Origin of the sequence: Nocardioides luti (genome assembly GCF_014212315.1) — a bacterium.
Lineage (GTDB): Bacteria > Actinomycetota > Actinomycetes > Propionibacteriales > Nocardioidaceae > Nocardioides > Nocardioides luti.
In genome coordinates this window covers 711,188-732,950 of the sequence record NZ_JACKXE010000001.1, presented here as the reverse complement: position 1 = coordinate 732,950, position 21,763 = coordinate 711,188, and the positions used below count along the sequence as shown (strand labels likewise).

The following is a 21,763-nucleotide window of genomic DNA, read 5'->3' as shown; positions in this document are numbered from 1 at the left end:
GGGCCGCCCCCGCTCCTAGACTTTCCGGCATGGGCACCGGACGCGGAGTGGGCATGGCCGAGCTGATCGGCCGGGGCGAGCGCTCGTTCTCCTTCGAGTTCTTCCCGCCGAAGGACGAGGCGGGCGAGGAGCGGCTGTGGCGCGCGATCGCGGCGCTCGAGCCCTACCGCCCGACGTTCGTCTCGGTGACGTACGGCGCCGGCGGCTCGACCCGTGACTCGACCGTGCGGATCACCAGCCGGATCGCCAACGAGACCTCCCTGACGCCGATGGCGCACCTGACCTGCGTGGGGCACACGCGCGCGGAGCTCGAGGGCATCCTCGACACGTACGCCGCCGCGGGGGTGCACCACGTGATGGCGCTGCGCGGCGACCCGGAGACCGGCCCCCGCGGGGAGTGGACGCCCACGCCGGGCGGCCTCACGCACGCCGACGAGCTGGTCGAGCTGGCCCGCTCGCGCGGTGACTTCCGGATCGGGGTCGCGGCGTTCCCCGAGGGCCACCCCTCGGCCGCCTCGCTCGACCACGACGCCGACGTGCTGGTGGCCAAGGCCCGGGCGGGGGCGGAGTTCGCGGTCACCCAGATGTTCTTCCGCGCCTCCGACTACTTCGCGCTCGTCGAGCGGGTGCGCGCCCGCGGCGTCGACATCCCGATCCTGCCCGGCATCATGCCGATCCTGAACCTCAGCGCGATCCGCCGCCAGGGCGAGCTCATCGGTGCCGACGTGCCCGAGGAGGTCGTCGCCCGGATCGCCGCCCACGAGGGCGACAAGGACGCCGTGCGCGCCGAGGGGATCGCGATCGCGGCCGAGCTCTGCGAGGAGCTGCTCGCCGGCGGGGCGCCGGGGCTGCACTTCTACACGCTGAACTTCTCCCGGGCGACGCTCGAGATCTTCGCGGCGCTCAACGTCACCGTCTGAGGCGTCCCCGGCGGCCCGGTCCGGCCTCAGGCCGGCCCGACCGCCTGCGCGACCAGCGCGGCCGACAGCCCGACGAAGGGCAGCCCGCCTCCCGGCGTCGCGTGCGCCCCGGCGGCGTACACCCCGGGCACCGGCGTGGTCGGCCCCAGCCGGCGGCGCACCGTCGCGCGGCCCTGCCACAGCACGCCCAGCGGCGAGCCGCCCCACTGCTCGACCAGCTCGCGCGGCGAGCGGTCCAGCCGGGTGACGACGTGGGCGCGCACGTCGACCTGGTGGCGCGCGAGCGCGCGCAGGATGTCCTCGGCGAGGTGGCCGCGGCCGTGGATCGTCCAGGCGCTGTGCCCGTCGGGTGCGGTGCCGCCGGGGCGCACGACGAGCGTGGGGTTGCCGTGCAGGACCAGCTCGTGCGGCAGGTCGGGCAGCTCGCCCGACAGGCCGAGGTGGCACACGACCGGGGGGATCGCGGGCATCGTGCGGGCCACGTGGACGGCGAGCGCGGGCAGCCGTCGCGGGTCGATCGCGCAGACCACGACGTCGGCGTCCAGCTCGCCGCCGCCCTCGAGGGCCACGGCCACGGCGCGGCCGCCGCGGACCACGACGTCGCGGGCCTGCGTCGAGGTGAGGACCGTGACCCGGCGCGTCGTCATCCGCTCGCCGAGCACGGTGCCGAGCTGCGCCATCCCGCCGGGGACGGTCCAGGCGCCGAAGCGCTGCTCGAGGTAGGCCGTCAGCCCGGCCCAGGCCGGCACGTTGCGCAGGTCGTGGCCGTCGGCGAGGAACGGGTGGCCGGCGACCAGCCGGAGCCGCTCGTCGCGGAAGGTCCGGCGCAGCCGCTTGTGCAGCACCTCGCGGCTGTCGAGCCGGGCGGCGACGTCGCGGGGGAGTGCGTCGGGCTGCCACGGCACCTCGAGGTAGCCGCGGCGCAGCACCTCCCAGTCGTCGGCGTACGACGCCACGTGGTCGACCCACTGCTGCCCGAGCCCCGGCGACAGCGCGTCGAAGGCCGCCAGCTGGGCGGCGCGCGAGCCGCCCGGCACGGCGACCGAGGTCCCGTCCTCGAAGCGGTGCTCGCGCACCACCTCCAGGGGGACGAGGTCGAGCTCGCGCTCGAGCGGTCGGCCGGACTTGCGGAAGAGGTCGCGGACGACCGCCGGGAGCGCCGTCCAGGTCGGGCCGGCGTCCCAGGTGAAGCCGTCGAGCGTCACGCTCGACAGGGCGCCGCCGAGCGTCGCGGACTGCTCGACGAGGGTGACGTCGTGGCCGGTCTTGGCCAGGCGCGCGGCGGACGCGAGGCCGCCGAAGCCCCCACCGACCACCACCACGCGCGCCATGGCCGAACCCTACGGTCCGGCCGCACGCCGGGGCTCAGCGCAGGTCCGGCGCCGCCGTCAGGTCGCCGAAGCCGACGGCGTACTCCCGGTCGAGGAAGGCCATCAATGCGAGGTTGACCTCGGCGAGCCGGCCGCCGCGGGTCAGGACGCTGCAGGGGTCGACCTTGGCGAACATCCCCGAGGGGGTGTCGGCCACCGACAGCACGTTGCCGGTCGGCGCGTCGGCGCGGGCGAAGGCGCGGCCGTCCCACGCGACGTCGTAGGCGTCGGGGCCACCGACGGAGCGCTCGTCGGCGAACGCCACGACCTTGCCGTGCCGCTCCGCGTCCATCAGCGGCGCCAGCGCCTCGACGTCGGCCACGGTCAGGCCGGTGTCGACGCCGGCCACGAGGTTCGCCTGCAGGAGCGTGAAGAACTCGCGGTCGACCTCGGCGACGGTCGTGGCGCCGGCGGACATCCGGGTGTTGAGCTCGGTGGGCAGGAAGCCGTCGGCGGTGAGCACGCCGTCGACGCCGAACGCCCCGCGGTAGCCGTGCGCCGCCTGCAGGTGCGCCCCCACCCGGCGCACGACGTCGCGCATCGCCGCGCGGTCCGCCTCGGGCGGGTCCCAGAAGGTGCCGAGCCCGCCGTAGACGAAGGAGCGGTGCTCGACGTCGCGCAGCATCGCGATCTCGACCGGCCGGAGCGCGGCGGTCCCGTCGGGCAGCACGAAGCCGTGGATCGAGCACGGCACCCCGTCGAGGAACGGCAGCACCCGCACCCGGTCGCAGCGCGGCGCGAAGAACGCCATGGCGGCCGCCTGGTCGGCGTCCTCGCGGATCCACCGGACGAAGTTGCCGCCGCCGTTGAAGCCGTCGCGCGCGTCCCCCGACCACACGGCGCCCAGCGGGCCGGCGAGCTCGTCCGTGGCGCGGGCGAGGGCGGCGTCGTCGACGGGGGCGATGAGGTACGGCGCCCGCCGCACACCGGCCGCGTCCCAGACCTCGTCGGCCAGCATCTTGTCCTCCAGGGCGAGGAAGGACGCCGGGCGGCCCCCGGTGGCCGGGCGACCGAGGATCGGCTCGTCGGTGGTGACGAACGGCGTGGTGAACCACGTGCCGCGGCGCTCCGGGTCGAAGGCCTCGACCGCCGCCACCACCTCCGCGGGCAGGTGCCGCGCCAGCCGGTCGTGCGTGCGCAGCTCCTCGGTGACCGACACGGTCGGCGGGGGCGTCACGTCGACCACCACGCAGTCGCCGTCGACCGGGACGGCCCCGGCCCCGCGGGCCGTCGCCAGCACGAGCACCGGGCAGCCCCGGGCGCGGAACCAGGCGACGTACGACGTCGTGCCGGCGAGCACGGTCGGGCCGACGACGACCGGCTGGCCGGCGTACAGCCCGGCGAGGCGTGCGGTCACCGCGGCGCGCTGGTCGGGGTCGGTGAGGTCCACGGGACCGACGCTAACCCGGTCAGGCGGTCGCGGGCTCGCGCTTTCTCCAGCGGCGCCAGCCCCGGCGCACGAGCTTCGCGACGAAGTAGAGCATCACCAGCCCGGCCACGAGGAACACCGCCGCGACCGCCGCGGCGGTCCGCGGGTGGACCACGGCGAACCACACGACCCCCAGGACGGCGAAGTCCTCGACGACGCTGGCGGTGATGTTCGTGACCGGCTCGGGGGAGGAGTTGAGGGCGAGTCGTCCGCCCGCCTTCACCAGGTGCGAGAGCAGGGCGGTGCCGCCGCCGACGACGCCCAGCACGGCCTGGTCCAGCGAGTCGGCGTCACCGGCCAGGAGCACGCCGATGACGGCGCCCGCGGTCGGCCGGATCGCGGTCGAGACGAGGTCCCACGTGGAGTCGATGTAGGGGATCTTGTCGGCCACGAACTCCATCGCGTAGAGCACGAACGCGATGCCGAGCACGTCCCAGCGGCCCAGCACGTCGGGCACGGAGGCGACGTCGCGGACGCGGTCGTAGGTGCCCAGGACCAGCACGACCAGGTAGGCGTTGACGCCGCTGGCCCAGCCGCTCGAGAACACCAGGGGCAAGGACTCCACGGCTCAGGCGACCTCGATCTCGGTGGCGCCGGTGAGGGCGAGGAGCTCGTCGTACGTCGTCGAGAACACCGCCGCGGGGTGGCCGGCGGCCGCCCAGACGACGTCGTAGCGGCGCAGCCAGGAGTCGAGGTACGTCGGCACCGGCGCCGGGTGGGCGAGCGGGGAGACGCCGCCGATCACCTGGCCGGTGTGCTGGCGCACGAACTCGGGCTTGGCCCGCTTGAGCGGCCCCGTGCCGACCTCGCTCGCGACCTTGTCGGTGTCGACGCGGTGCGCCCCCGAGGTGAGGATCAGGACCGGGCTGCCGGCCGCGTCGAAGAGGAGGCTGTTGGCGATCGCGCCGACCTCGCAGCCGAGCGCCTCGGCGGCCAGTGCGGCGGTGTGGACGGCGTCAGGGAGAATGACCACCTCGCCGGTGCCTCCGCGGCGCGCGTGCTCATCTCGAAATCGGGTGATCGACGGGTGCTCGCTGGGCATACTGCGACCCTAGCGAGGGTGCGGCGCCCGGCCCACACCCACGACACCGATCGGTTGAGGAGCTCCAGATGGCACGGCAGCAGCCGGGTTCGGTGACCAACGCGGTGCGCGTGCTGGTCGCGCTGATCGCGCTCACGGTCCTGACGGCCCTGCTCACGGTCGTCCTGCACGACGAGCTCGTGCGCTCCTGGGCGGCCGGTCGCGCCGACGGCGGGGTGGACGTCCAGCCGCCCGCGTTCACGCCGGTGGCGATCGTGCTGTGCATCGTCTTCGCCGCGCTGGCGGGCGTGCTGATCATGTTCGTCCGCGACGGGCACGGCTGGGCGCGGATCTCGCTGGCCGCGCTGGTGGTCTTCATCGGCATCGGGTCGCTGGCGATCCTGCGGACCGACCCGCCCCCGGTCTTCCTGGTCATCTCGGTGGTCTCCGTGCTGCTCGACCTGGCCCTGCTGGTGCTGCTCTGGCACCGCGACTCCAGCGCCTACATGCGCGGTGCCTGGCTGTCGTCGCACCCCGACGAGGCCGGGCTCGACTCGTCCACCGCCCCCTGAGGTCGTCCTGAGCGGTCGCCGCGCAGGGCGAGGGTGACGTAGGTCCCGGCGACGACGTAGCCCACGCCCTGGAACGCGAGGACCGGCACGATCCCGATGCTCTCGCCGAGCAGGCCAGCCGCGACCGTCCCGGCGACGCCGGCCGTGGTCTGCGCGAGCGCGACCAGGCTGAACACCCGGCCGCGCTCCGCGTCCGAGGTGTGCTGCTGGAAGATCGTCATCTGCCCCGCCGCCGCGCCAGCGCCCGGGATCCCCACCACGACCATGCCCAGCACCGCCGGCCAGATCGCGACGTACGCCGTGGGGTAGAGGAAGATCGCGAGGTCGACCAGTCCGAACAGCACGGACCCGGCGCCCAGCAGCGCCAGCGGGGACAGCCGGTGCGCCAGGCCGGCCACGACGAGCCCGCCCAGGAGACCGCCCACGGCCTGGACGGCGCAGATCACGCCGTACGCCTGGCCGCTGCCCTGCAGCACGTCGCGGACGAACGGCGCGAACAGCGTGCCCATGATCCCCTCACCGGCGCTCGTGACGAGCAGGAACACCAGCAGCACCCGGATCGCCGGCTCGCGGCTCGCCGCCCGGATGCCGCCGCGCAGCTCGTCGCGGAGTGCCGTGAGCCGACGCTGCACGGCCGCCTCGGCCGCCTCGGTCGACCGCCGCTCGACCCGCCCGCTCGTGCGGATCGCCCGCAGCAGCAGGGCGGCCGCGAGGAAGGTCAGCACGTCGAGTGCGGCGACCGCCGGGACGCCGCCGACAGCGGCCGCGGTGCCGCCCAGCGCCCCGCCGAGCAGGCGGGCGAGGTTGCGGGCCTGGCCGTTGACGGCGTTCGCGGTGACCAGCTCGTCCTCGTCGACCAGGCGCGGCAGCATCGCCTGCTCGGCGGGGGCGAAGAACACCTCGAGCAGGGACTGGCCCACCAGCACGGCGTAGACCAGTCCGACCCGGTCGGCCCCGGTGACCAGGAGCAGCGGGAGGAGACCGACCGCCATCGCGAGGTTGGTGGCGATCATCGTGCGGCGGCGGTCCCACCGGTCCACCAGGACGCCCGCCAGGGGCCCGGCCAGGACCTGGGGGAGCAGCCCGGCGAGCAGGGTGCCGGTGGAGGCCAGCGTCGAGCCGGTCAGGTCGTAGACGGCGTAGGCCAGGCCGATGCCGAGGATCCAGTCCCCGCTGAGCGAGACCAGGCTCGCGGTCACCAGCAGCCGCAGGTCACGTCGCCGTCGGAGCAACCGCCACGGTGCCCGCAGGTCGAAGCCGGCCGGGCGGTGGTCGGGCCGGCCGAGCTCCTCGTATGACGTCATGACGACACCATAATGCCGTCACAATGATGTCGCTACGACATCATCGGGTTTTCTCGCCGGGTCGACCTTGACGGACTGTCCGCGGCGGGGTGTACGGTTCTCGTGTTCGAACATCTGTTCGAACACCCCCGGCGGGGCGACCTCGACCCCCGCCCCGCCGGGGCTCCGGGGTCGGGTCCAGCGGGTCGACGGTGCAGCAGCAGGCAGGGAAGGACGATCGAATGAGGCGCTACGACGACCCCGTGGACGTGCGCAAGGGCTGGGTGACCGGGGTGGAGGGTCCCGAGCAGTTCCTGTGGCGCGGCCGGTTGTGGAAGGTGCGGGCCGTGCTCGCGCACTGGGTGGAGACCACGCCCTGGTGGCAGTCGGCCGACGCCCGGGCGGTGATCGGCTCGGACGAGCCGGCGACCGGTCCCGGGGCGGGTTGCGGGACGGGGACCGCCGTCCGCGTCGCGAGCCCGGACCTGGTGGGGGAGCGCGAGCTGTGGCGGGTCGAGGCCGGCCGTGGGGCGGCCGTCGAGGGTGACGACCGCGGCGGGGTCTTCGACCTCTCCTTCGACTGGAGCGACGGTCACTGGTTGCTCGTCGGCTGCGCGGACTGAGGCGCGCCGTGGACGTCAACCCCTACGCCCTGCCCGCCACCACCCACTCCTACCTCGTCCGGGCCGCCGAGTCGCTCAGCGAGGCGATCGCGGCCGACGAGGTCCCGACCCGCTACGCCTGCGCCCACGTGGCCGCCCTGCGGTCCGCGGCCGCGCTGCTCGCCGCCCGGGCGCACCCCGCCCCGGCCCGCCGCCGCCCCCAGAAGAACGCCTGGGTGCTGCTCGCCGAGGTGGCCCCCGAGCTCGCCGAGTGGGCGCGCTTCTTCGCGGCCGGGGCCGCCAAGCGGGCCGCCGCCGAGGCCGGCTCGACCCGGGCGGTCACCGAGCGCGAGGCCGACGACCTGGTCCGCGACGCCGACCGCTTCCTCGCCGTGGTCGAGCAGTCGCTCGGCCTGGTCCCGCACGTCTCGACGCCCGCTCGCGCCCGCGCGGTGGGCTAGCGAGGTCACCGTGCCCGACCCCTACCCCCACCTCCACGTGGCCTCCGGCTACTCCCTGCAGTACGGCGCCTCGCACCCGCACACGCTGGTCGAGCGCGCCGCCGAGCAGGAGATGGACACCCTGGCGCTCACCGACCGCGACGGCACCTACGGCGCGGTCAAGTTCGCCAAGGCCTGCCTGGGTGCCGGCATCCGGCCGGTCCTCGGCGTCGACCTGGCCCACCGCCCGGTCGGGGCGGCGCCGTCCGGCCCGGCGCCGGTCCGGGCCCGGACGCCCGTGCGGGGCGGGGCGTTCCGCGACGAGCGGCTCCCGCGGGTGACCTTCCTGGCCGGCGGCGGCCGGGCGGGCTGGGCGGCCCTGTGCCGCCTGGTCTCCGCGACCCACCTGGCCGGGGAGCGCGGGAGCCCGGTGCTCGACCTCGACCTGCTCGCCCGGCACCTGGCCGGGCCGCTCGCCGACGGCGACCTCCTGGTCCTGCTCGGCCCGGGCTCCGAGCTGGGGGCGGCCGCGACCCGGCGGCGCGACGACCTGGCCCACGCCGCGCTCGCCCCGTGGCTCGCGCTGGTCCCGCGCTCCCAGCTGGTCGTCGAGCTGGTCTCCCACCGGCTGCCCGGGGGTCGCTCCGTCGACGGCGGCGCCTGGGGCCCCGGCACCACCCCGCACGCCGCCCGGATGGCCGGCGTCGCCCGGCAGGCCGGGCTCGGCACCGTGCTGACCAACGCGGTGCGCTACGCCGACCGGCGCGACGCCCCCACCGTCGACGTGCTCGACGCCGCCCGCCGGCTGGTCGCCCTCGACCGGCGCCACCTCGACCGGGGCAACGCCGAGGGCTTCCTCAAGTCCGGCAAGCAGATGGCCGAGGTCGCCGAGGACATCTGCCGCGCCTCCGGGCTCGCCGGCGACCCGGTCCGGGCCGCCCGGGAGCTGCTGGCCCGCACCCGCGCGGTCGCCGACCGGTGCGCGCTCGACCCGCGCGCCGACCTCGGGCTGGGCGAGGTGCACTTCCCGGAGTTCGAGCTGGCCAGCCGCGACCGCGCGCCCCGGCTCACGCCCGGGGCCACCCCTGCGGACGGCCTGCTCCGCGCCCGCTGCGAGGGCGCGGTCGGCGACCGCTTCGGCTCGGCGCCCCGGCAGGTCATCTGGAAGCGTCTCGACGACGAGCTCGAGCTGATCCGCGACCTGGGCTACGCCTCCTACTTCCTCACCGTCGGCGACGTCACCGACCTGATCCGCGAGATGGGGGTCCGGTGCGCGGCCCGCGGCTCGGGAGCCGGCAGCCTGGTCAACTACCTGCTCGGCGTCTCCGGGGTCGACCCGATCCGTCACCACCTGCTGATGGAGCGCTTCCTCTCGCCGCTGCGCCAGGCGCTGCCCGACATCGACGTCGACGTGGAGTCGGCCCGTCGCCTCGAGGTCTACGAGCGGATCCTCGACCGCTACTCCGGCGAGCGGTGCGTGACGGTCTCGATGATGGACACCTACCGCGTGCGCCACGCCGTGCGCGACGTCGGGGCCGCGCTCGGGATGCCCCCCGGCGAGATCGACGCGATCGCCAAGGCCTTCCCGCACATCCGGGCCCGCGACGCCCGCAACGCCCTGCGCGAGCTGCCCGAGCTGCGGGCCAGCGGCCTGGGCGAGGAGCGGCTCGACCTGATGTTCGGGCTGGTGGAGCGGCTCGACGGGCTGCCCCGCCACATCGCCGTGCACCCGTGCGGCGTGCTGCTCTCCGACGCGACCCTGCTCGACCGGACGCCCGTCGAGGCGTCGTACGCCGGCTTCCCGATGAGCCAGTTCGACAAGGACGACGTCGAGGACCTCGGCCTGCTCAAGCTCGACGTGCTCGGCATCCGGATGCAGTCGTCGATGGCCCACGCGCTGGGGGAGATCCGGCGGGTCGACGAGGTGGAGATCGACCTCGACGACCAGGAGCAGGTGCCCTTCGACGACCCGGCGACCTACGCCATGATCTCGTCGGCCAAGACCCTCGGGGTCTTCCAGATCGAGTCCCCGGGGCAGCGCGAGCTGGTCGGCAAGTCCGGCATCGAGAGCTTCGAGGACATCATCACCGACATCTCGCTGTTCCGGCCCGGCCCGGTCAAGAGCGACATGATCACCCCTTACCTCGAGGCCAAGCAGGGCTGGCGCGCCCCGACGTACCTCCACCCCGACCTGCGCCCGATCCTCGGCTCGACCCAGGGCGTGGTGGTCTTCCACGAGCAGGTCATCGAGATCATCGCCCGCTTCACCCGGATCACCTACGCCCAGGCCGACGAGAAGCGCCGCTCGCTCGGCGACGTCGAGGGGATGGCCGCCACGAAGGCCTGGTTCTTCCCGCGGGCGCTCGGCCACGGCTACCCGCTCCGGGTCGTCGAGGAGCTGTGGAAGGTCCTCGAGGCGTTCGCCTCCTTCGGCTTCTGCAAGGCCCACGCCGCCGCGTTCGCGCTGCCGACCTTCCAGTCCGCCTGGCTCAAGGCGCACTGGCCGGCGCACTTCCTGGCCGGGCTGCTCACCCACGACCCGGGGATGTACCCCAAGCGCCTGATCCTCGAGGAGGCCCGGCAGCTCGACATCGCGGTCCTCGGGCTCGACGTCAACGCCAGCGAGCAGCACTACCGCGTCGAGCGGGTCGACGACCGCTACGGCCTCCGGCTCGCGCTCGCGGAGGTCAAGGGCATCAACGAGGGCGAGGTGGCGCGGGTCGTCGCGGCCCGGCCCTACCACTCGCTCACCGACTTCTGGCACCGCGCGCGGATCTCCCGGCCGATCGTGGAGCGACTGGTGCTCGCCGGCGGGTTCGACGCCGTCTACGCGATCCCCGGCGACCTGCGCGGCGACCGCCGCGCGGGCGCCGACGGTGCCGCGGAGCCCGGTCACGTGCCCCAGGGTGGGGTCCGCCCGCGCGGCCGGGTCACCCGGCGCGACCTGCTGCTCCAGGTCGCCGAGCTCGACCGGCACTCCCGCGCGCTGGAGCGCGCGGGGCGGGGCCGGGGGCTGGCGGCCCGCCGGGTCCCGTCGGTGGCGGCGGCCCGGGCCGCCGAGGCCGGCGCCCGCAACAGCACCGACCCCGGGGCCCGGGAGGGCTCCGCCGCCCTGGAGCGGCACCCGCTCGCCGACCAGGGCGTCTGGGCGAAGGCCGCGGCCCAGTCCCGGGCGAGCCTCGCCCCGCGACCGGTCGAGTCGGTCCAGCTCGCCCTCGACCTCGGGGACGCGCCGGGGGAGGGCGAGGTGAGCGGGCTGCCCGAGATGGACGCCGAGGAGCGGATGCGCGCCGAGCTGGAGATCCTCGGGCTCGACGTCAGCCGCCACGTCGTCGACACCTACGCCCGCTTCCTCGACGAGCTCGGGATCACCCGCAGCAAGGACCTGCTCGCCCGGCGCAGCAAGGCCGAGCTGCTCGTGGCCGGCGTCAAGGTCGCCACCCAGACCCCGCCGATCCGCTCGGGTCGCCGGGTCATCTTCCTGACCCTGGACGACGCGACCGGGCCGGTCGACGCGACGTTCTTCGAGGACGCCCAGGGCCCGTACGCCGCCACCGTCTTCCACTCCTGGCTGCTGGTCGTGCGGGGCGAGCTGCGCCGCACCGGCCGACGTGGCGTCTCGCTGCGGGCGACCGGCTGCTGGGAGCTGCCCGCGCTGTTCGCCCTGTGGCGCGACGCGCCGAGCGCGGAGGCCGGCCTCGAGGCGGTCCGTGCGGCGATGGCGGTCGTGCCCGAGGGCTTCGGCGGCGTCGGCACCGAGGGCGCGGTGGCGGGGGCGGCGGAGAGCCGCTCGCCACGGCCGGTCGCGGCGCAGGCGCCGACGGCGGGCGGGATGGGCCAGCGCCGGGTGCTGGTGCACTCGAGCGGCTTCAAGATGTCCCCGTACGCCGACATCAAGCCGGCCGGCGACGACGCCCGCGACGTCGCCCGCAAGCTGTGGCACCGCAGCCCCGGGAGCCCGGGATGACCCGGCCCCCGGTCCCACTAGGGTGGGCGGCATGTCTGCGAGTGAGCGGCCCGAGCGGCCCAGCGAGCGCCGGGGCACCGCCCGCACGGCCGTGGTGTGGGAGGCCCTGCGCCCGGTCCTGGACGCCGGCGCCGGGGCCCTCGACGTCCTCGACATCGGCGGCGGCACGGGCGGCTTCGCCGTGCGCGTGGCCGAGCTCGGCCACCGGGTCACCGTCGTCGACCCCAGCCCCGACGCCCTGGCCGCCCTCGCCCGCCGCGCCCGCGAGCGCGGGGTGGAGGTCGCCGGGCAGCAGGGCGACCTCGGCGACCTGCTCGACGTCGTCGGCGCCGGCCGCGCCGACGTGGTGCTCTGCCACGGCGTCCTCGAGGTCGTCGACGACCCGGCCGCCGCGCTGGCCCGGATCCGCGAGGTGCTGCGCCCCGGCGGGGCGCTCAGCCTCCTGGTCGCCCAGCGGCACGCGGCCGTCGTCGCCCGGGCGATGGCCGGCCACTTCGCCCAGGCCCTCGCGCTGCTCGACGACACCGCCCCGTCCGGGCGCTCCGGCCGCTCCGGCCGCCGCTTCACCCGCGACGAGCTCACCGACCTGCTGGCCGCCGCCGGCCTCGAGGCGACCGCCGTCCACGGCGTACGCGTCTTCGCCGACCTGGTGCCCAGCTCCCTGCTCGACCTCGAGGCCGGCGCGACCGCGGCCCTCGTCGAGCTCGAGCACGCCGTCTCGACCCGCCCCGAGTACCTCCCCCTCGCGACCCAGCTGCACGTGCTCGCCGGCTAGCAGCCCGCCGGGGTCGGCATGAGGGCCGACCTGTCCACCTCGACGCCGATCCTGCACGTCGACATGGACGCCTTCTACGCCTCGGTGGCCACCCGCGACCGGCCCGACCTGCAGGACGTCCCCGTCATCGTCGGCGGCGGCTACCGCGGGGTGGTGCTGTCGGCCAACTACCTCGCCCGCCGGTACGGCGTCCGCTCGGCCATGCCGCACACCCGGGCCCGGCGGCTGTGCCCCCAGGCGGTGGTGGTGCCGCCCGACTACGAGCTGTTCGGCCAGGTGTCGGCCTCGGTGATGGAGAACTTCCGCCGGGTCACCCCGCTGGTCGAGGTGCTCTCGCTCGACGAGGCCTTCCTCGACGTCCGCGGCTCGGTGCGCCGGCTCGGCTCGCCGGTCGCGATCGCGGAGCAGCTGCGCGCGACCATCCACGACGAGCAGGGCATCACCTGCTCGGTCGGCGTGGCCGCCTCGGTCTCGGTCGCCAAGCTCGCCAGCAGGCGGGCCAAGCCCGACGGGGTGGTGGTCGTGCCGCCCGAGGAGATCACCTCCTTCCTGCACCCGCTCGACGTGGGGGAGCTGTACGGCGTCGGCGAGAAGACCCGCGCGATGCTGCACCGGCTCGGGCTGGTCACGGTCGGCGACGTCGCCCACACCCCGCTGCGGACCCTCCAGCGCGCCGTCGGCGACAGCCTGGGCAAGCACCTCCACGAGCTGGCCTGGGGCAGCGACCGCCGGGCGATCACCCCGCGCAACGTCGCGGCCTTCGGGGGCGGCGACCCCGACAAGTCGATGGGGGCCCAGGAGACCTTCGGCCGCGACGCCGACGACCGGGAGGTGATCGTGCGCGAGCTGCTGCGGCTGACCGCCAAGGTCACCACCCGGATGCGCGTCGCCGGCGTCGCCGGCCGGACCGTGGCGATCACCGTGCGCTTCGCCGACTTCACCACGATCACCCGCTCGCGCACCCTGGCCGAGGCGACCGACGTGACCCAGGAGGTCTACGCCACCGCGACCCGGCTCTACGACGCCCTCGGCCTGCAGCGGGCCCGGATCCGGCTGGTGGGGGTCCGGGTGGAGGGGCTGGTGCCCCGCGAGACCGTGCAGCGGCAGCTGGTGCTGGGGGAGCGCGAGCGCGGCTGGTCCGACGCCGACCGGGCGGTCGACCGCGCGACCCGGCGGTTCGGGGCGGCCGCGGTGCACCCGGCCAGCCTGCTCTCCTGACCGGTCGGGCGGTCCCGCCTCAAGAGTTCCTCACGAAAATCCCGAACCCGCCTACCGAGATCACCAGCCGCTGCCTAGACTTGAGGACACGCCAGACCCGGTCACCCCTGTGACCCTCTGACCAACCCCGTGGAGGAACGGTGCCGCTCTCCGAAGAGGAGCTCCGACTGCTCGAGCAGATGGAGCGCGCCCTCGTCGAGGAGGACCCCAAGCTCGCCTCCACCCTGCGCGGCACGTCGCTGCGCCGCTCGGCCCGTCGCCGGGCGATCGCCGCGGGCGCCGCCTTCGCGGTCGGCGTCACCGTCCTGATGACCGGAGCCATCACCGAGCTCTGGATCGTCGGCATCGTCGGGTTCGTGATCATGCTGGCCTCGGCCACGATCGCGGTCACCTCGCTGCGGGGCCAGCAGGCCGCGGCCGCCGACCCCCGCACCGCCGGACACCCGGCGCACGGCTTCACCGTCATCGACGGCGGCCGCTCGGGCAGCAAGATCCGCCGCCCCCGCCGTACCCCCTCCTCGTCGTCCTTCATGGACCGCATGGAGGACCGCTGGCGCCGTCGTCGCGACGACGGCGGCGGCTACTGACCCACCCGGCCCCGGCCCGGGACGTCATGCGGAGCGAGCACCCACTCGCTCCGTCTGTATGACGTCCTGCGCCCGCGCCTCGGTCACCTGCGCCAGCGCCCCGGCGACCAGCAGCCCGTCGCTCACCCGACGTGGTCGACGACCCCGCCGTACGTCGCCTGGGTCGGCCGGGAGCCGCCGCGGCGGGGGAGGGTGCTGAGCTCGGCGCGGGAGACGACCGAGCGCGGCCACCACTCCGCCCGGCGCCGGGCCGAGCGGGTGGCGCCGCCCGCCATCGCCTCGAGGCAGGTCTGCGCCTCGGCCCGCACGTGCGGGACGTGGTCGGTGGCGCGCGCGTAGCGCAACCGCTCGAGCTCCAGCACGATCCGGTCGAGGGCGCGCACGCCCTCGGGGTTGACGTCGGGTCCGTGCGCGGGCCGCTCCGGGGTGTTCTCGTCGACCGGGGTGCCGAAGTAGGCCACCAGGTGGTCACGGGTCGCGCGCGGGGAGCGGGACTCCGGCCACGGGATGCCGAGGTCGAGCGCGGTGGCCCGGAGCTCGGCCCAGGCCGCCTCCGCGCCGCCGACCAGCCGGCGGTCCCGGCGCCGACGACGCAGGCCGCGGGGGAGCAGGAGCAGGCCGAGCACGACGGCCACGCCGGCCAGCGAGCCGAGGACCGGCACGAGCGGGAAGCCCGACCCGGTGTCGCTCGGGGTGGCCGCCTCCGGGGTCGGCACGGCGGCGGCGCTGCTGCTGTCGCCGCGGCTCGGGAGCTCGTCGCTGGGACGCACGTTGCCCGGACCGCCGGTGGGGTCGGGGGCAGGCACGTTCTGACGGGTGTAGCCGGGGGCGTCGGTGCCGCGGCCGGCCGGGGTGGGCTCGAAGCGGACCCAGCCGGAGCCGGGGAAGAACAGCTCGGGCCACGCGTGCAGGTCGTGCGAGCGGTAGACCCAGGTGTTCGGGCCGGCCGAGGTCGGCTGCAGGAACCCGACGGCCACCCGTGCGGGGATGCCGAGCATCCGGGCCATCACGGCGAACGCCGAGGCGAACTGCTCGCAGTAGCCCTTGCGGCCGCTGCCCTCGGTGAGGAACTCCACCAGGTCGTCGGTGCCGGTCCCGGGGTCGACGTCCAGGCTGTACTCGAAGCCGCCGGTCTCGCGGAACCAGCGCTGCAGCGCCACGGCCTTCTCGAAGCGGCTGGGCGCCTCGCGGGTCACCTCGTTGGCGTAGGTCCGCACGACGCTCGGGATGCCGGGAGGCAGGTCGGTGTAGTCGTTGCTCACCAGCCCGGACGACGAGGTCGCCTTGGCCAGCGAGGCCGCGTCGAGGTCGAGCTGCACCCCGGTCATCGACCAGCTCAGGCCCGCGGTGTCGAGGCCGTCGGAGCTGGCGAGGAAGTCGCGCGTCGAGGCGTCGTAGCGCCAGTCGCCGGCGGCGACCACGCGCGTCACGGGTGCCTGCGTGGGCAGCCAGGTGGACTGGAAGGCGTCGGTCGCGGTGATGTCGTAGTCGTACGACGTCCGCCCGACCGTCGTCGCGACCCCGACCAGCGGCGGCAGCTCCCCGTCGGCGAGGTTGTTGGTGGGGACGTCGCGGTCGCCGGAGCTCCACTCGTTCTCGGAGAAGCGGTTCAGCACCGAGATGCGCAGGTAGGCCGGGTGCGGGTCGTTCGTCGTCACCCGCAGCAGGTCGACGTTCTCGCCGCGGACCAGGTCGCGCTTGAGGTCGGTGATCGGGTTGACGATCTTGATCTCGCCGTCGCCCCCGGGGCCGCGCCCGAAGTCGAAGAGGTGCACGCCGAACGTCGGGATCGCCAGCGGGACGACGATCGCCAGGGCCGTCGCGACGCCGCCGATGGTGCCCGCGCTGGCCCGCACCGCTCCGGCGCTGACGCCGAAGCCGGCGGGGTCGGCGACCGCGGGGTCCTCGCCCAGCGGGCGCCCCCAGCGGGCGACCTGCTCGCTCTCCTGGAGGAACAGCAGCGCCATGAAGCCGGCCGCGGTGAGCGCGAAGACCCACCACGTGACCCCGCCGCCGAGCATGCTCACCGGCAGCGAGTAGACCGTGAGGAGCGGCAGCCCCGCGAGCGAGACCCGGCGCAGCGTGCACGCCAGCAGGTCGACGAGCAGCAGGCAGGCGAGACCGCCCACGATCAGCAGGGGGTGGACGCCGGGCGCGTGGGCCGGGACCGGCGGGGCGTACTTGTTGGCGCTCTCGGTCGCCGCGGAGAAGTTCTCGACGAGGGTGGCCCAGGCCGGGCCGACCGGGATCGGCGAGCCGCTGAGCAGGGTGCTGGCCACCAGCCCCGAGACCAGGACCTGGAGCCCGACGACCCCGGCCACCGGGACCCGCCACCAGCGGGCGAGCGCGCCGACGCCGGCGACCAGGACGGCGAGGACGAACAGCGGGCCGAGGAAGCGCCCGGGCATCTGGGTGAAGCCGCGCCAGGACCACATGGCGATCCAGGTCGTGGCCGCGGCGGTCGCGCCGAGGACCGCGGTCGGCAGCAGCCCGCTGCGCCGGCTCATCGCACGCTCCCGGGGACGGGGGAGCCGGGCGTCGGGGACCCGGTCGTCGGGGACGCGGCCGCGGGGGCGACCGGGGTGACGGTGATGCCGCCGGCCCGGGTGCCGCGCGCGGCGCTGCGGCCGAGCTCCTGCCAGGTGGCGTCGAGCCGGTCGCGGGGGAGCAGGGGGACGGCGCGCCAGCCCTGCTGGGCCAGCGCGGTGGTGGCGCTCCGGTCGCCGGCGGCGGGGGAGATCCAGGACTCGACGTCGAGGGCGATCGCCAGTGCGGAGCCGGCCTGGTGCTGCATCCGTCGCAGCACGGGGACGTCCATCGGCTCGACCGCGCCGAAGACCGCGACGGTCAGGCCGCCGTGGGTGCCCTCGGCCAGCCACCCGGTGTCCAGGTGCGGCTGGTGGACCGCCTGCACGACGGCCAGCGCCTCGAGCAGCGGACCGGTGTTGAGGTCGGCGTCGCGGAAGTGCCACGCGGCGCTGGGGTCCTCGCCGGTCGCCGTGACGAGCCGGACGGTGAAGCCCCGGTGGCTCAGGTGCACGGCGATGGAGGCCGCGGCCGAGACGGCGGCCTCGAGCGAGGAGGCGATGCCCTGGCCGCGGTGCGAGCGCAGCCGGTTGTCGAGGAAGAGGGTCGCCCGCGACTGCCAGGGCTGCTCCTCGCGCCGCACCATCAGCTCGCCGGTGCGCGCCGAGCTGCGCCAGTGGACGCGCCGCAGGTCGTCGCCGCGGCGGTACTCGCGGACCGTGACGTCCTCGGCGCTGCCGATCGCGAAGGCCCGCGGCCGGTTGTCGCCGGAGCCGGTCCAGGCGCCGCCGAGCGGGATCTGCGGGAGCGGCACCGTGCGCGGCGTGACGGTGAGCGGCACGGTGGTGCGGAAGGCGCGGCCGAGCTCGACCAGGCCGAAGGGGTCGCTGACGCGCACCGACATCGGGCCGATCTCGAAGCGGCCGCGCACGTCCGAGCGGACCTGGTAGGTCACGTGCCGGCGCCAGCCGTGGCCGATGCCGTCGAGCACGAAGCGCGGCCGGGTGCCGAGCACGTAGGGCACGTGGTCCTCGAGGAGCAGCACGCCGCTCGGGGTGCGGCCCTCGTTCGTGAGCGCGAGGTTCACCCGGGCGGGCTGCCCCGCGGCGACCAGCTGGGGGGTGACGGTGCGGACCAGCGCCAACCGGTAGCGGCTGCGCCCGATCACGAACGCCGTCACCAGCGGGAGGGCGAGCACCAGCACGCCCACGCGGGTCAGGGCGGGCTGCCCGAGCACGACCGCGCACAGGACCGCGGTCACCCCGGCAGCCAGGAACGCCCGTCCGCGGACGGTCAGGCCGGCGAGGGCCTCACGCACGGGTGCCCTCGGGCACCGGCACGGCCGCGATGATGCTGTCCAGGATGGTCGTGGTGGAGCGCCCGGTCATCGCGGCCTCGACGCTCGGCAGCAGCCGGTGCGCGAGCACGGGGCGGGCGAGGGTGTGCACGTCGTCGGGCAGGACGTAGTCGCGGCCGTGGATCGCGGCCATCGCCTTGGCGGCGCGCACCAGGTGCAGCGTCGCGCGCGGCGAGGCGCCGAGCGTGAGGTCCTCGGAGCGACGGGTCGCCCCGATCAGGGCCACCGTGTAGCGCTGCACGGCCTCGGACACGTAGACCTGCGCCACGATGCCGGTCAGCTTGCGGATCTCGGCGGCGTCGGTGACGGACTCGAGGTCGTCGAGCGGGTTGTGGCCGGTGTGGGAGTTCAGCATCGCGATCTCGGCGGCCTCGACCGGGTAGCCCACCGACACCCGGGCCATGAAGCGGTCGCGCTGGGCCTCGGGGAGGGCGTAGGTGCCCTCCATCTCGATGGGGTTCTGCGTCGCGATGACCATGAACGGCGTGTCGAGCTGGTAGGTCATGTTGTCGACCGTGACCTGACGCTCCTCCATGCACTCGAGGAGGGCGGACTGGGTCTTCGGCGACGCGCGGTTGATCTCGTCGCCGACCACGATGTTGGCGAAGACGCCGCCGGGGCGGAACTCGAACTCGCGGGTGTTCTGGTTGAAGACCGAGACCCCGGTGACGTCGGAGGGGAGCAGGTCGGGGGTGAACTGGATCCGGCGCACCGTCGAGTCGATGCTGCGCGCCAGCGTCTTGGCGAGCATCGTCTTGCCGACGCCGGGGACGTCCTCGATCAGCAGGTGACCCTCGGCCAGCAGCACCACCAGGGCGGACTGCACCACGTCCGGCTTGCCCTCGATGACCCGCTCGATGTTGGTCCGCACGCGTCCCACCACCCGCGCCAGCGTCTCGAGATCGGCCCCGTCCTCATGCGGAGATCCCACTCCCGCTCCTTCCCCGTGCACGTCGGTCTGGCTCCACCGTAGTGGCGTCCCGGAAACATACGCGTCCGGTTCCTCGATGCATCTGACTCGCGGGGTCACGGTTTGGTTGCGCTTTGCGGCCACCGATGTCGCCGGTCCTCCCCGGCGCTCCACCTCTCCCTCCACTTTCCTCCACCGCGGCACCCCCACGCCCCGATCCGGGCGTGGGCAGGGCGCTGACCAGCGCGAACGCCCGGGGGAGGGGAGGGGTCGGCCACCCGGGAAACGGGGGCAGATCGAGGCGCGGACACGCGCGATGTGGTTGACGGTGGAGTGAAGTGGAGTAAAGTGGTGCGCAGTGGAGGAGCCGCCCGGTCAACGGGTGGAAGGGGAGGTGCTCGATGTTCTTCATGGGCACCTACACCCCGAAGCTCGATGAGAAGGGGCGGCTGTTCCTCCCGGCCAAGTTCAGGGACCAACTGGCGGAGGGGCTCGTGGTGACTCGAGGACAGGAACGCTGTCTGACGGTGTGGCCGATGGCCGACTTCATGGAGCTCACCCGCCGCGCCCAGGAGGCTCCGGTCACGGTGAAGGGAGCGCGGGACTACACCCGCTTCCTCTTCGCCGGCGCCTCGGAGGAGATGCCCGACAAGCAGGGTCGCGTGACCATCACGCCGATGCTGCGCGAGTACGCCTCCATCAGCCGCGACGTCGTCGTCATCGGCGTCATGAACCGGATCGAGATCTGGGACCCGGCCCGGTGGCAGCAGTACTCCGCCGAGCAGGAGGAGAAGTTCTCCGAGCTCAGCGAAGAGGTCTTCCCCGGGGTCTGACCCCGACCGGCACCACCTGCTCCACCCCGCTCCACCACAACAGCACAGGAATCCGCAGGACGAGGTCTCGGGCCCGCTCCCTTCACGTCATCTGGGGTCACTTCCCCGGCACCAGACGACATCGCCATCTGAGCACCTTCCCCGGCGTCAGATTGCACCTTCCCTTCGAGGGAGCGGGCAGGGACCTGGTCCGGCGGATTCCTCGCTCCACCACCACAGCACCAGCAGGCACCACCCACAGCGTCGAGACGGGTCGAGACATGAGCACCACACCACTGGCACCGGTACGCCGGGTGCGTCACCAGGCCCGCGAGGCCGCCACGGTGATGGTGTTCTCGGCCGCCACGTCCGTCGGACTGGCCGTCACCTTCCTGCTCGTCGCGAGCCTGGGCCGGTAGAGCCGGACCATGCCGACCCCCTCCCACGTCCCGGTGCTCCTCGACCGGGTCGTCTCCCTCCTCGCGCCTGCGCTCGACCGGGACGACGCCGTCCTGGTCGACTGCACGCTCGGGCTGGGCGGCCACACCGAGGCGGTCCTCGAGCGCTGCCCGCGGGCCCGCGTCATCGGCATCGACCGCGACACCGCCGCCCTCGAGTTGGCCCGCACCCGGCTGGCGGCGTACGGCGAGCGCTTCACCGGCGTGCACGCGGTCTACGACGAGCTCCCCGACGTGATCGCGGACCAGGGCCTCCGCGACGTCGACGCGGTCCTCTTCGACCTCGGCGTCTCCTCCATGCAGCTCGACGTCCGCGAGCGCGGCTTCGCCTACGCCGAGGACGCGCCCCTCGACATGCGCATGGACGGCACCCGCGGCCCGACCGCCGCCGACGTGCTCAACACCTACTCGGCGGCCGAGCTGACCCGGGTGCTGCGCGACTACGGCGAGGAGAAGTTCGCCCGCAAGATCGCCGGCGCCGTCGTCCGCGACCGCGCGACCGCGCCGTTCACGACCTCGGGCCGCCTGGTCGAGCTGCTGTACGCCGAGATCCCGGCGCCCGCGCGGCGCACCGGCGGCCACCCCGCGAAGCGCACCTTCCAGGCGCTGCGGATGGAGGTCAACGACGAGCTGGCCGTGCTCCGTCGCGCGATCCCCGCCGCGATCGACGCGATCAACGTCGGCGGCCGGGTGGTCGTCGAGTCCTACCACTCGCTCGAGGACCGCCTGGTCAAGCAGGCCTTCACCGCCTCGACGCGCAGCACCGTCCCGCACGACCTGCCCTTCGTGCCCGAGGGGTCCGAGCCGGCCCTGCGGCTGGTGACCCGCGGGTCCGAGAAGGCCCACCAGCACGAGATCGACGAGAACCCGCGCGCAGCCTCCGTCCGGCTGCGAGCGATCGAGCGTGTCCGCCCCGACCGAGGAGTCGCCCCATGAGCAGCCCCGCCTACCAGCTCCGCACGCGCGTCCCCCGGATCGCCGAGGCCGCCGTCGAGCGGGCCCGGCTCACCGTGGTGCCCCGGCGCCGGGTGCGCGCCGCGCGGGTGCCGTTCGTGACCCTGGTGTCCCTGGTGCTGCTCGGCGGCGTCGTCGGGCTGCTGATGTTCAACACCTCGATGCAGCAGGCGTCGTTCGCCGCCACCTCCCTCGAGGCGCAGGCCGGCACGCTCACCGCCCGCGAGCAGACCCTGCGGATGGAGCTGGACGTGCTCCGCGACCCGCAGCGGGTCGCCCAGCAGGCGCGGAACATGGGCATGGTCACCGCGGGCTCCCCGGCGTTCCTCAACCTCAAGGACGGCTCGATCACGGGTGAGGCGACGCCCGCGACGCTCGAGGGCAACATCCCGATCAACCCGGCCCAGCCCGCGCTCCCGGCGATCCTCAACCCGCCGCCGACCCACGTCGAGGCACCCGCCACCGGCGCGCCCACGGGGTCCAGCGGCAACGGGGACGGTAAGAAGAAGAACAACAAGAGTCACACGAACAACAACAGCCCCGCCGACACCAGCCGCTGAGA

General features: G+C 74.7%; 20 protein-coding genes. 12 read left to right on the top strand and 8 right to left on the bottom strand.

Going from position 1 to position 21,763, the window contains the following annotated elements:
* Nucleotides 1–29 precede the first annotated feature (29 nt).
* Nucleotides 30–920, top strand: coding sequence for a methylenetetrahydrofolate reductase [NAD(P)H] (gene metF, locus H5V45_RS03435; RefSeq protein ID WP_185251653.1), 891 nt, complete (start codon nt 30–32; stop codon nt 918–920).
* Between the two features lie 26 nt (nt 921–946).
* Here metF and H5V45_RS03430 read toward each other — a convergent pair whose 3' ends face one another.
* From H5V45_RS03430 to H5V45_RS03415, 4 genes are read right to left on the bottom strand one after another with little or no spacing between them, the layout of a single operon-like run.
* The gene (locus H5V45_RS03430; protein ID WP_185251652.1) at nt 947–2,251 is read right to left on the bottom strand and encodes a phytoene desaturase family protein; all 1,305 of its coding nucleotides are present in this window, start codon (nt 2,249–2,251) and stop codon (nt 947–949) included.
* A gap of 34 nt (nt 2,252–2,285) precedes the next feature.
* Nucleotides 2,286–3,680, bottom strand: coding sequence for a hypothetical protein (locus H5V45_RS03425; RefSeq protein WP_185251651.1), 1,395 nt, complete (start codon nt 3,678–3,680; stop codon nt 2,286–2,288).
* 19 nt (nt 3,681–3,699) lie between these two features.
* Entirely contained in the window at nt 3,700–4,284 is a 585-nt protein-coding gene (locus H5V45_RS03420) for a DUF4126 family protein (RefSeq protein WP_185251650.1), read from the bottom strand.
* Between the two features lie 3 nt (nt 4,285–4,287).
* Nucleotides 4,288–4,761 (bottom strand): YbaK/EbsC family protein, encoded by a 474-nt coding sequence (locus H5V45_RS03415; protein WP_185251649.1) that lies wholly within the window; start codon nt 4,759–4,761, stop codon nt 4,288–4,290.
* A gap of 68 nt (nt 4,762–4,829) precedes the next feature.
* Between H5V45_RS03415 and H5V45_RS03410 the strand changes: the two genes are divergently transcribed.
* A complete protein-coding gene (locus H5V45_RS03410) occupies nt 4,830–5,312 on the top strand; it encodes a hypothetical protein (RefSeq protein WP_185251648.1) in 483 nt (160 codons plus the stop codon).
* On the opposite strand, the gene H5V45_RS03405 is transcribed toward H5V45_RS03410, so the two are convergent.
* Nucleotides 5,243–6,616 (bottom strand): MFS transporter, encoded by a 1,374-nt coding sequence (locus H5V45_RS03405; RefSeq protein WP_185251647.1) that lies wholly within the window; start codon nt 6,614–6,616, stop codon nt 5,243–5,245. The two genes, H5V45_RS03410 and H5V45_RS03405, sit on opposite strands and share 70 nt — an antisense overlap.
* 221 nt (nt 6,617–6,837) lie before the next feature.
* On the opposite strand from H5V45_RS03405, the gene H5V45_RS03400 reads away from it, so the two are divergent.
* From H5V45_RS03400 to H5V45_RS03375, 6 genes are all read left to right on the top strand, one after another.
* Nucleotides 6,838–7,218: a DUF6504 family protein gene (locus H5V45_RS03400; RefSeq protein WP_185251646.1), complete on the top strand. Its 381-nt coding sequence runs from the start codon at nt 6,838–6,840 to the stop codon at nt 7,216–7,218.
* A gap of 8 nt (nt 7,219–7,226) precedes the next feature.
* The gene (locus H5V45_RS03395) at nt 7,227–7,658 is read left to right on the top strand and encodes an SAV_6107 family HEPN domain-containing protein (protein ID WP_185251645.1); all 432 of its coding nucleotides are present in this window, start codon (nt 7,227–7,229) and stop codon (nt 7,656–7,658) included.
* Nucleotides 7,659–7,668: 10 nt separating this feature from the next.
* Nucleotides 7,669–11,604 carry a DNA polymerase III subunit alpha gene (locus H5V45_RS03390; protein WP_185251644.1) on the top strand — a complete coding sequence of 1,312 codons (3,936 nt, stop codon included), beginning with the start codon at nt 7,669–7,671 and terminating at the stop codon, nt 11,602–11,604.
* A 31-nt stretch (nt 11,605–11,635) separates the two neighbouring features.
* The gene (locus H5V45_RS03385) at nt 11,636–12,379 is read left to right on the top strand and encodes a methyltransferase (protein WP_185251643.1); all 744 of its coding nucleotides are present in this window, start codon (nt 11,636–11,638) and stop codon (nt 12,377–12,379) included.
* A gap of 18 nt (nt 12,380–12,397) precedes the next feature.
* Nucleotides 12,398–13,597, top strand: coding sequence for a DNA polymerase IV (gene dinB / locus H5V45_RS03380; protein WP_185251642.1), 1,200 nt, complete (start codon nt 12,398–12,400; stop codon nt 13,595–13,597).
* Nucleotides 13,598–13,737: 140 nt separating this feature from the next.
* Nucleotides 13,738–14,184, top strand: coding sequence for a DUF3040 domain-containing protein (locus H5V45_RS03375; RefSeq protein WP_185251641.1), 447 nt, complete (start codon nt 13,738–13,740; stop codon nt 14,182–14,184).
* Nucleotides 14,185–14,306: 122 nt separating this feature from the next.
* On the opposite strand, the gene H5V45_RS03370 is transcribed toward H5V45_RS03375, so the two are convergent.
* Genes H5V45_RS03370 through H5V45_RS03360 form a run of 3 tightly spaced genes read right to left on the bottom strand, consistent with a single transcriptional unit; the run spans nt 14,307 to nt 18,998 of the window.
* The gene (locus tag H5V45_RS03370; protein ID WP_185251640.1) at nt 14,307–16,691 is read right to left on the bottom strand and encodes a transglutaminase TgpA family protein; all 2,385 of its coding nucleotides are present in this window, start codon (nt 16,689–16,691) and stop codon (nt 14,307–14,309) included.
* Entirely contained in the window at nt 16,688–18,028 is a 1,341-nt protein-coding gene (locus H5V45_RS03365) for a DUF58 domain-containing protein (protein ID WP_185251639.1), read from the bottom strand. The genes H5V45_RS03370 and H5V45_RS03365 overlap by 4 nt, the downstream gene beginning before the upstream one ends.
* Nucleotides 18,021–18,998, bottom strand: coding sequence for an AAA family ATPase (locus H5V45_RS03360; RefSeq protein WP_185251638.1), 978 nt, complete (start codon nt 18,996–18,998; stop codon nt 18,021–18,023). The genes H5V45_RS03365 and H5V45_RS03360 overlap by 8 nt, the downstream gene beginning before the upstream one ends.
* A gap of 380 nt (nt 18,999–19,378) precedes the next feature.
* Here H5V45_RS03360 and mraZ point away from each other — a divergent pair, with 380 nt between their 5' ends.
* The 4 genes from mraZ (at nt 19,379) to ftsL (ending at nt 21,761) form a co-directional block, all read left to right on the top strand.
* Nucleotides 19,379–19,810: a division/cell wall cluster transcriptional repressor MraZ gene (gene mraZ / locus H5V45_RS03355; RefSeq protein ID WP_185251637.1), complete on the top strand. Its 432-nt coding sequence runs from the start codon at nt 19,379–19,381 to the stop codon at nt 19,808–19,810.
* 260 nt (nt 19,811–20,070) lie between these two features.
* On the top strand, nt 20,071–20,208 hold the full coding sequence (locus tag H5V45_RS03350; protein ID WP_185251636.1) for a hypothetical protein: 138 nt from the start codon (nt 20,071–20,073) through the stop codon (nt 20,206–20,208).
* Between the two features lie 9 nt (nt 20,209–20,217).
* Nucleotides 20,218–21,183, top strand: a complete 966-nt coding sequence (gene rsmH, locus H5V45_RS03345; RefSeq protein ID WP_185251635.1) for a 16S rRNA (cytosine(1402)-N(4))-methyltransferase RsmH — start codon at nt 20,218–20,220, stop codon at nt 21,181–21,183.
* Nucleotides 21,180–21,761 (top strand): cell division protein FtsL, encoded by a 582-nt coding sequence (ftsL, locus tag H5V45_RS03340; RefSeq protein WP_185251634.1) that lies wholly within the window; start codon nt 21,180–21,182, stop codon nt 21,759–21,761. The genes rsmH and ftsL overlap by 4 nt, the downstream gene beginning before the upstream one ends.
* The last annotated feature ends 2 nt before the right edge of the window (nt 21,762–21,763 follow it).

Coding starts and splice junctions, on each gene's coding strand:
- metF (WP_185251653.1), top strand. CDS start 30: ATGGGCACCGGACGCGGAGTGGGCATGGCCGAGCTGATCGGCCGGGGC.
- H5V45_RS03430 (WP_185251652.1), bottom strand. CDS start 2,251: ATGGCGCGCGTGGTGGTGGTCGGTGGGGGCTTCGGCGGCCTCGCGTCC.
- H5V45_RS03415 (WP_185251649.1), bottom strand. CDS start 4,761: ATGCCCAGCGAGCACCCGTCGATCACCCGATTTCGAGATGAGCACGCG.
- H5V45_RS03410 (WP_185251648.1), top strand. CDS start 4,830: ATGGCACGGCAGCAGCCGGGTTCGGTGACCAACGCGGTGCGCGTGCTG.
- H5V45_RS03405 (WP_185251647.1), bottom strand. CDS start 6,616: ATGACGTCATACGAGGAGCTCGGCCGGCCCGACCACCGCCCGGCCGGC.
- H5V45_RS03400 (WP_185251646.1), top strand. CDS start 6,838: ATGAGGCGCTACGACGACCCCGTGGACGTGCGCAAGGGCTGGGTGACC.
- H5V45_RS03385 (WP_185251643.1), top strand. CDS start 11,636: ATGTCTGCGAGTGAGCGGCCCGAGCGGCCCAGCGAGCGCCGGGGCACC.
- dinB (WP_185251642.1), top strand. CDS start 12,398: ATGAGGGCCGACCTGTCCACCTCGACGCCGATCCTGCACGTCGACATG.
- H5V45_RS03370 (WP_185251640.1), bottom strand. CDS start 16,691: ATGAGCCGGCGCAGCGGGCTGCTGCCGACCGCGGTCCTCGGCGCGACC.
- mraZ (WP_185251637.1), top strand. CDS start 19,379: ATGTTCTTCATGGGCACCTACACCCCGAAGCTCGATGAGAAGGGGCGG.
- H5V45_RS03350 (WP_185251636.1), top strand. CDS start 20,071: ATGAGCACCACACCACTGGCACCGGTACGCCGGGTGCGTCACCAGGCC.
- rsmH (WP_185251635.1), top strand. CDS start 20,218: ATGCCGACCCCCTCCCACGTCCCGGTGCTCCTCGACCGGGTCGTCTCC.
- ftsL (WP_185251634.1), top strand. CDS start 21,180: ATGAGCAGCCCCGCCTACCAGCTCCGCACGCGCGTCCCCCGGATCGCC.